The sequence below is a fragment of the Streptomyces sp. IBSBF 2435 genome, from assembly GCF_036815005.1.
In the GTDB taxonomy this organism is placed as follows: Bacteria; Actinomycetota; Actinomycetes; order Streptomycetales; family Streptomycetaceae; genus Actinacidiphila.
Window position 1 is genome coordinate 1 of the sequence record NZ_JAJSYW010000248.1, and the last position, 7704, is coordinate 7704.

General features: G+C 74.3%; 11 protein-coding genes. 5 read left to right on the forward strand and 6 right to left on the reverse strand.

Features of this window, described 5'->3' with window-relative positions; all coding sequences use genetic code 11:
- Positions 1-13: 13 nt before the first annotated feature.
- Positions 14-526 (reverse strand): gluconokinase, encoded by a 513-nt coding sequence (locus V7E46_RS30750; RefSeq protein WP_333771482.1) that lies wholly within the window; start codon positions 524-526, stop codon positions 14-16.
- Between the two features lie 141 nt (positions 527-667).
- On the opposite strand from V7E46_RS30750, the gene V7E46_RS30755 reads away from it, so the two are divergent.
- Together V7E46_RS30755 and V7E46_RS30760 are read left to right on the forward strand one after the other, a co-directional pair.
- Positions 668-1396 carry a FadR/GntR family transcriptional regulator gene (locus V7E46_RS30755; protein ID WP_333771483.1) on the forward strand — a complete coding sequence of 243 codons (729 nt, stop codon included), beginning with the start codon at positions 668-670 and terminating at the stop codon, positions 1394-1396.
- Between the two features lie 160 nt (positions 1397-1556).
- Positions 1557-1736, forward strand: a complete 180-nt coding sequence (locus tag V7E46_RS30760; protein WP_333771484.1) for a hypothetical protein — start codon at positions 1557-1559, stop codon at positions 1734-1736.
- A gap of 54 nt (positions 1737-1790) precedes the next feature.
- On the opposite strand, the gene V7E46_RS30765 is transcribed toward V7E46_RS30760, so the two are convergent.
- From V7E46_RS30765 to V7E46_RS30780, 4 genes are all read right to left on the reverse strand, one after another.
- Positions 1791-2117 (reverse strand): DUF202 domain-containing protein, encoded by a 327-nt coding sequence (locus tag V7E46_RS30765; RefSeq protein WP_333771485.1) that lies wholly within the window; start codon positions 2115-2117, stop codon positions 1791-1793.
- Positions 2114-2509 (reverse strand): YidH family protein, encoded by a 396-nt coding sequence (locus V7E46_RS30770; protein ID WP_333771491.1) that lies wholly within the window; start codon positions 2507-2509, stop codon positions 2114-2116. The genes V7E46_RS30765 and V7E46_RS30770 overlap by 4 nt, the downstream gene beginning before the upstream one ends.
- 70 nt (positions 2510-2579) lie before the next feature.
- Positions 2580-2732, reverse strand: a complete 153-nt coding sequence (locus V7E46_RS30775) for a hypothetical protein (protein ID WP_333771486.1) — start codon at positions 2730-2732, stop codon at positions 2580-2582.
- Positions 2729-3754: a hypothetical protein gene (locus V7E46_RS30780; RefSeq protein WP_333771487.1), complete on the reverse strand. Its 1026-nt coding sequence runs from the start codon at positions 3752-3754 to the stop codon at positions 2729-2731. The genes V7E46_RS30775 and V7E46_RS30780 overlap by 4 nt, the downstream gene beginning before the upstream one ends.
- 29 nt (positions 3755-3783) lie before the next feature.
- Here V7E46_RS30780 and V7E46_RS30785 point away from each other — a divergent pair, with 29 nt between their 5' ends.
- Positions 3784-4116: a hypothetical protein gene (locus V7E46_RS30785; RefSeq protein ID WP_333771488.1), complete on the forward strand. Its 333-nt coding sequence runs from the start codon at positions 3784-3786 to the stop codon at positions 4114-4116.
- A 75-nt stretch (positions 4117-4191) separates the two neighbouring features.
- Here V7E46_RS30785 and V7E46_RS30790 read toward each other — a convergent pair whose 3' ends face one another.
- Positions 4192-4749 (reverse strand): NUDIX hydrolase, encoded by a 558-nt coding sequence (locus V7E46_RS30790; RefSeq protein ID WP_329180339.1) that lies wholly within the window; start codon positions 4747-4749, stop codon positions 4192-4194.
- 130 nt (positions 4750-4879) lie between these two features.
- On the opposite strand from V7E46_RS30790, the gene V7E46_RS30795 reads away from it, so the two are divergent.
- Positions 4880-6724 (forward strand): acyclic terpene utilization AtuA family protein, encoded by a 1845-nt coding sequence (locus V7E46_RS30795; protein ID WP_333771489.1) that lies wholly within the window; start codon positions 4880-4882, stop codon positions 6722-6724.
- Positions 6725-6776: 52 nt separating this feature from the next.
- Positions 6777-7704 (forward strand): pirin family protein (locus V7E46_RS30800; protein WP_333771490.1); only part of this gene is annotated, 928 nt, incomplete at its 3' end.

Genomic DNA, 7704 nt, shown 5'->3' on the forward strand with positions numbered 1-7704 from the left:
GCGCGGGGCGGGGTCAGCGGGGGAGTGCGGCGAGCGCGCGCTCGGTGATCTGCTGCGTGCCGCCGTCGATCGGGACGACGGCGCCGGCTTCGTCGGGCGCCAGCGGTTCGAGCGCGTCGAGCTGCGATTCGAGCAGGCCCGACGGCATGAAGTGCTGCATCCTGGCGGCCAGTCGGGCGGCGATCAGCTCGGCGGGGCCGTCGAGGTGGACGAAGAAGACCGCGGGCGCGTCGGCCCGCAGCCGGTCGCGGTAGCGGCGGCGCAGCGCGGAGCAGCTGACCACCCCGCCCCGGTCGCCGCGCCCGGCGATCCAGCCGGCGATGGCGTCCAGCCAGGGCGCGCGGTCGGCGTCGTCCAGCGGACGGCCGGCCGACATCTTGGCGATGTTGGCCGCCGGGTGGAAGTCGTCGGCCTCGGCGTACGGCACCCCGAGCCGTTCGGCCAGCAGCCCGCCGACCGTCGACTTGCCGGAGCCCGACACTCCCATGACCACGATCACCGGTCGCGGTGCGGGTCCAGCCGTCATGTCGCGTGCCTCCCAGTCATCCGTACGTGCCCCGTGCCCCGTGCCGCGGGACGTGGCGCCCACTGAACACCTTAGGTACTACTTATTCAAGAGTCTGTGATGTAAATGTCATATGACTGTGCTGACGCTTAGGCTGTCGTCATGCCACAGCAGGGATCCCCGCGGGACGGGCAGAACGAGGGCGGCGGCCTGCACTCCCGGGTCCTGGCCGAACTCGGCCCGGCCATCGCCTCCGGTGCGCACCCGCCGGGCACGGTGCTGCGCATCGACGAACTGGAGAGCCGCTACGGCGTCTCGCGCACAGTGGTCCGCGAGGCGGTCCGGGTGCTGGAGGCGATGCACCTGGTGGAGACCCGGCGCCGGGTCGGCATCACCGTGCGCCGCACCGAGGAGTGGAACGTCTTCGACCCGGCCGTCATCCGCTGGCGGCTCGCCGGCGCCGACCGCTCCCGGCAGCTGCGGTCGCTGACCATGCTGCGGACCGCGGTGGAGCCGGTCGCCGCGGGGCTCGCCGCGGGCGCCGCGACACCCGGGCAGTGCCGCGAACTGACCGTACTGGCCGCGGAGATGGCCGCCGCCGGCCGTGCCGCCGACCTCGGTGCGTATCTCGTCCACGACGTCGCCTTTCACCGGGTGATGCTGGAGGCGTCGGGCAACGAGATGTTCGCCCGGCTCGGTGACGTGGTCGCCGAGGTGCTGACCGGGCGTACCGAACACCATGTGATGTTCACTGCCCCCGATCCGGCCGCGGTCACCTTGCACGTCAGGGTCGCCGAGGCGGTACGCGCCAGGGACGCGCGCGCCGCCGAGGACCTGATGCGGGAGATCTGCGTGGGCGCACTGCGCGAGCTGGACATCCTGGCGCCCTGAACTGCCTTGTACCGGCGGCGGTTCCGCGTGCTGCACTGGTGCGCGTGACAGGACGACCGCCCGCACCGCCCCAGCCCTTCCGCTGGTCGCTCTCCCGCTACGGGGGCGCCGCTGAGGCGCGGCTCGGCGCGCTCACCGACGGCACGGGGCCCGCCGGCCTGTGGCACCGTGGCACCACGCCCAGCTGCCGGAAGCGCTGGCCGAGTCCCGGGCGCTGGTCGCCGCCGGCCGGACCCGTACCGTACGCGACGGGCTGGTCCGCACCCCCGGCGCGGAGCCCGGCTTCGCCGACCGCGAGGTGCGCGCGCCGGCGGGCGCCCTGCGCGGGCGGTCACGCTGAGGACGGGCGGCGCCGGCTCACCGCGTCACCGCGGCCCGGCGGCGGCCTGTCGGCTCACCGCATCACCGCGGCCCCGAAGACCGCGAGCGCGACCGTGCACGCCGCCACCGCGAAGGCGGACCCGGCCCGCATCAGCGCCGGCTGCGGTGCGCCCAGTTGCGTTATCCGGCGGTGCGCCAGCCGCAGGAAGACCAGGAAGACCAGCGCGGCCAGGCCGAGGGCGAGCGCCGCCGATGCGTCCCCTCCGGCCAGCACCTGCCGCCCGGCGAGCACCGCGGTCACGGCGTACGACAGCGTCGTACGCCGCCAGGCAAGCCGGGTGCGCTCCGGTTGCAGCCCCGGGTCCCGGTCGGTCTCGACCGGCAGCCGCCGGGCCGTCACCCGGCCCAGCCGAAGAGGACCACCGCGACCATCGCCAGCGCGATCACCGCCACCAGCATCGCGAGCAGCGCGGGAAAACGTGACACCGGCAGATTCACACCGCGCCGCATCGCCCGCTCGCACCGCACCCAGTGGTTGACCGCCCGCAGTGTGCAGGCCACGCCCCCGGCCAGCAGCGCCAGCGCCAGCGCCACCCGCGACCAGTGCGTCAGATGGTCGGTGAGGAACTGGTCCACGGCGAAACCGCCGCCGATCAGGGCGAGCGCGGTACGGATCCAGGCCAGGAAGGTCCGCTCGTTGGCGAGCGAGAACCGGTAGTCCGGAGTCGCGCCCTCGTCCTGGACCCGGGTCGGCGCGAACCACAGCCTGACCGCGTCCCGGCCGGCGCTCAGCTGGTCGAATACGCTCACCCGTCCACACTATGCGGTGCCGTCCGCGCCCACCCGCGGCGCCCTGGCGGCCTCACCTGCGGCGCTGGAACGCCGCGTAGACCAGCACCGCCACGGCGACCGCCAGCACCACGGACACCACGACCAGCGCGGTGTGGCCGCCACCGCCCCCCTCGTGCCGGGGTGCGATGTCGGCGAGCAGGACGGTGGTGCGGATCGCGTTCACGCGGAGCCTCCGGCGGTGGCCCTGGGACCCATCCCCAGGACGAGCATCAGCAGGACGGGGAATTCCAGATAGGCGTGGTAAGTGGCCAGCGCGGCGTAGAGCGACGTGCCCTGGTCGTAGTCGCTGACGAAGAGCGCCGCGAGCGCCGCGCCCGCGCCGAGGCCCAGCGCCCAGGCGCGGCGGCCGCTCAGCACGGGCACCCGCCGCTCGAAGGCCGCGGCGGCGTCCGGCGCGTAGCGCGGCATGAACCACACCCACACCAGGTAGTGCATCAGCGCCATGAAGGCGAAGACGGTGACGAAGCGCAGCCCCGCGTCCGTGTGCTGCCAGGCCGGCGGGGTGTACGACACCGACAGCCGGTCGGTCCAGCCGGACCCTGACCCCGTCAGTCCGTCGAAGGCGCCGGACAGGATCAGGACCGGGATCACCAGCACCCAGCCGACCTGCACCGCGCGGAAGGCCCGGCGGCCCCGCCGCATTCCCCGCGACCATTCCCACAAGAACAGCAGCGGCACCACATTGTGCAGGTGGGTGAGCACCACGAAGTGGTAGTCGGGGAAGCTCAGGGAGGCGGTCGCCGCTGTCGCGATCACCGCGCCCGCCGCGGCCGTTACCGCGGGCCTGTGCCGCAGCGCGTGGACGCAGGCCGCAGCCAGCAGGCCGTACGCGAGCAGGATCTCGCCGTCCCGGGTGCCTGCCGACGCCGGCAGGACGCGGCACAGCACGATGCCGGTGATCAGCGCGGCCAGCAGTCGCAGGAAGGGGCCGTGCAGCACCCGCTCGAAACGCCCCGCCATGTACCGCAGTTCCAGCACATTGTGCAGGATTCCTAGGCTCGCCAGGCCCACCACCGCTGTGCCCGCGGGCATCCGCAGTGACAGCGCGAGCACGATCGCCGTCGCAAGGACGAAGCCGGCGACCGGGCCGGTGCCCGCCGCGCCCATCCCGCCGAGCCGCCGCACGTGGAGCGAACCGCCCGCCGTCGAACGTGTGCCTGTACCTGTGCGGACAGCACTGGCCATCGCTTCCCTCCCCGTGACACGATCCGGCGGTGCCCTACCCCGCGGCCCTCGCCCTCACCGTGGTGACCGAGGTGCCTGTCTACGCGGCGGCGCTCACCGTAGCGTCCGCCGCGGGGCCGGTCCGCACCGCCTCCGCCGCAGTCATGGTCAACTGTGTGACGCACCCCCCGCTGTGGTGGTTCCTGCGCCATGTGCCGGGCGGCGGCTACTGGGCCGCCTTCGCCGCCGCCGAGTCCGCGGTGCTGCTGATCGAGGGCCGGCTGATGTCCCGCGCCCTGCGCCTGCGCGGCCCTGTCCCGTACGCGGCCTCCGCCGCCGCCAACGCGGTGTCCGTGCTGGCGGGCTTCCTGCTGCTGGGCTGAACGGGCCGCGGGCGCGGCAGTGTGTGCCGGGCCGGCGGTGCCGCGGGTACGGCGGCGCGTTGTACCGCGGCAGGGTCAGCGCTCCTCCGGTCCGGGCTCCGGCGCCGCCGACCGGGCGAGCAGCCGGCGGTAGGCCTCCAGGCCGTCCGGCACCCACTGCCACTCGCCGAGCCGGCGCGCCAGCTCCTCCTCGGTGAGGAAACCGTGCCAGGCGACCTCCTCCGGCTGCGGGGACACCGGCAGGTCGCACCGCACCTGGTAGACGGCCGACCACCAGCTGTGCGGACCGTCCTCGTAGAGGAAGCGGAAGAGCGGCTCGGGCCGCGGCAGCCCGCTGACCCCCAGCTCCTCCTCCGCCTCCCGCAGCGCGGCCTCGTCGTAGGACTCGCCGGCGCCGAGCACACCGCCGACGAAGCAGTCGTGGAGCGAGGGGAAGATGAGCTTGTGGGCAGTGCGCCGGTGGACGAAGATCCGGCCCGCGCCGTCCCGTACCAGCACGAAGGCGGCCCGGTGGCGCAGCCCGCGCTCGTACGCCTCGGCGCGCCGCTCCTGCCCGACCACCCGGTCCTGCTCGTCGACGATGTCGATGATCTCGTCCGCGGACCGCCCGGCCGCCGTGTCGCCCTCGCTCATGGGCCGATTCAACCACCACCGCCGCCGGGGGCGCCCGCGGCCGTGTGCGCCCGCGGTCTTGCGCGCCGCGAACCGCGGCAAGGATGATCGTCCGCATCGGTGGCCCCGGACGGAGCGACGGGAGAGACGGTTGACCGTGCGACGGGAACCTCTGCGGATCGCGAACTGCTCCGGCTACTACGGCGACCGGCTCTCGGCGGCGCGGGAGATGGTCGAGGGCGGCCCGATCGACGTCCTGACCGGCGACTACCTCGCCGAACTGACCATGCTGCTGCTGTGGAAGGCCCGGGCGCGCGACCCCGAGGCCGGTTACGCCGTGTCCTTCCTGGCCCAGATGCGCGAGGTGCTCGGCACCTGCCTGGAGCGCGGCATCAAGGTCGTGGTCAACGCCGGCGGCCTCAACCCGGCGGGTCTGGCAGCCAAGCTGCGCGAACTGGCCGCACTCGGCGGCCTGCGCCCCAGCGTCGCCCACGTCGAGGGCGACGACCTGCTCGGCCGGCTGCCCGAACTCCAGTCCCGCGGCCACGACTTGGCCCACCTGGCCACCGGGCGCCCGCTGGCCGGCTCCGGTGTGCAGGCGGTCACCGCCAACGCCTACCTCGGCGGCTGGGGTATCGCCCAGGCCCTCAACGCCGGCGCCGACGTGGTCGTCTGCGGCCGGGTGACCGACGCCTCGCTCGTCGTCGGACCCGCCGCCTGGGCCCACGGCTGGGCGCCCGACGACTGGGACGCGCTGGCCGGCGCGGTCACCGCGGGCCACATCATCGAGTGCGGCACCCAGGCCACCGGCGGCAACTACTCCTTCTTCACCGAGATCCCCGACCCCGTCCACCCCGGCTTCCCGATCGCCGAGGTCGCCGCCGACGGCTCCAGCGTCATCACCAAGCACCCCGGCACCGGCGGCGCGGTCACCGTCGGCACCGTGACCGCCCAACTCCTGTACGAGATCGGCCGGCCGAGCTACCTCAACGCCGACGTCGTCGCCCGCTTCGACAGCGTACGGCTGGACCAGCAGGGACCCGACCGGGTCGCGGTCGGCCGGGTCACCGGCGAACCCGCGCCCGCCACCCTCAAGGTCTGCCTGAACCACCGCGGCGGCTACCGCAATTCGGCCACCTTCGTGCTGACCGGCCTCGACCTCGACGCCAAGGCCGACTTCGCCGAGGCCACCCTGCACGACGCCACCGGCGGCCCCGCAGGCTTCGCGGCCTACGACCTGCGGCGCGAACACGGCGGCGGCTGCGACCGGCTGACCCTCACCGTCAAAGACCCCGACCCCGAGGTGGCGGGCCGCGGCTTCTTCAGCGCCGTCGCCGGATCCGCGCTGGCCGGCTACCCCGGCCTCTACCTGGAGCACGCCACCGCGCGGGCCACCGAATACGGCGTCTACTGGCCGGCACTGATCCCCGCGGCCGAGGTCACCGCGGTCACCGTACTCGCCGACGGCACCCGGCTGCCCGTACCGAACCCGCCCACCGCCAAGGCCGGCCCCCTCCTCACGGACGACGCGGTGCCGCCCGAGCCGCAGCCGCCGCTCGGCGCCGTCCCCGGCAGTGCCCCGCAGCGCCCCGGCCGCCCCGAGCCGTACGAGCCCCGGCTCGGCAGGACCGTACGGCTGCCGCTCGGCACGCTGCTCGGCGCCCGCTCCGGTGACAAGGGCGGCGACGCCAACGTCGGCCTGTGGGCCCGCGACGAGCGCGCCTACCGGTGGCTGCGCGACCACCTCGACGTACCACGGCTGCGGGCACTGCTCCCGGAGAGCGCCAAACTGCCCGTCAGCCGGTACGAGTTGCCGAACCTGCTCGCCGTCAACTTCGTGGTGCACGGCCTGCTCGGCGACGGGGTCGCCGCGTCCACCAGCGCCGACCCGCAGGCCAAGGCACTCGGCGAACGGCTGCGCGGCTGCCTCGCCGACATCCCGGAACACCTCGTGGACCTGCCCCGGGGCCCGTACGACTCGCCGCCCGACGAGTGACGCCCGGGCCGAACCGCCGGTCCGGCGGCCCGGCCGCGGGCATGATCGGGGTATGAGCAACCTCGATGTGAAGCCGCCGGCCACGCTCTGCGGGGGCCGCCAGGACGTCTCCGCCGCCCCGGTCCGTGAACTGCTCACCGCCCGCCCCGTCCGGCTCGGCGAGAGCACCCGGGTCCGGCGGCTGCTCCCCAACCTCGGACGCCGGATGGTCGGCGCCTGGTGCTTCATCGACCACTACGGCCCCGACGACATCGCCGACGAGCCCGGCATGCAGGTCCCGCCGCACCCGCACACCGGCCTCCAGACGGTGAGCTGGCTGCACGACGGCGAGGTGCTGCACCGCGACAGCCTGGGCAACAAGCAGACCGTACGCCCCCGCGAACTCGGCCTGATGACCTCGGGCCAGGGCATCTCCCACTCCGAGGAGTCGCCCCGCGATCACGCCCGCTACCTGCACGGCGCCCAGTTGTGGGTCGCACTCCCCGACGCCGCCCGGCACATGCCGCCCGCCTTCGAGCACCACGCGGAGCTGCCCGCGCTCACCGGCGGCGGCGGACTCCACGCCACGGTGATCCTCGGCGAGCTGGACGGCGCCGTTTCCCCCGGCGCCACGCACACGCCCATCGTCGGCGCCGACCTCACCCTCGCCGGGGGCACCCGCACCCGGCTGCCGCTGCAACCCGACTTCGAATACGCCGTCCTGGCCATGTCCGGCGAAGCCGAGGCGGACGGCGTCCGCCTGTCCCCGGGCTCCATGCTCTACCTCGGCTGCGGCCGCACCGACCTCCGGCTGCGCGCCGACACCGACAGCTCCCTGATGCTCCTGGGCGGCGAGCCCTTCGAGGAGCGCATCGTGATGTGGTGGAATTTTGTCGGGCGGTCGGGCGAGGACATCGTAGAAGCCCGGGACGCGTGGATCGAGGGCACCCGCTTCGGCGACGTCCACGGCCACGCGTCTCCCCGCCTCCCCGCCCCCGACC

Coding starts and splice junctions, on each gene's coding strand:
- V7E46_RS30750 (WP_333771482.1), bottom strand. CDS start 526: ATGACGGCTGGACCCGCACCGCGACCGGTGATCGTGGTCATGGGAGTG.
- V7E46_RS30755 (WP_333771483.1), top strand. CDS start 668: ATGCCACAGCAGGGATCCCCGCGGGACGGGCAGAACGAGGGCGGCGGC.
- V7E46_RS30780 (WP_333771487.1), bottom strand. CDS start 3,754: ATGGCCAGTGCTGTCCGCACAGGTACAGGCACACGTTCGACGGCGGGC.
- V7E46_RS30790 (WP_329180339.1), bottom strand. CDS start 4,749: ATGAGCGAGGGCGACACGGCGGCCGGGCGGTCCGCGGACGAGATCATC.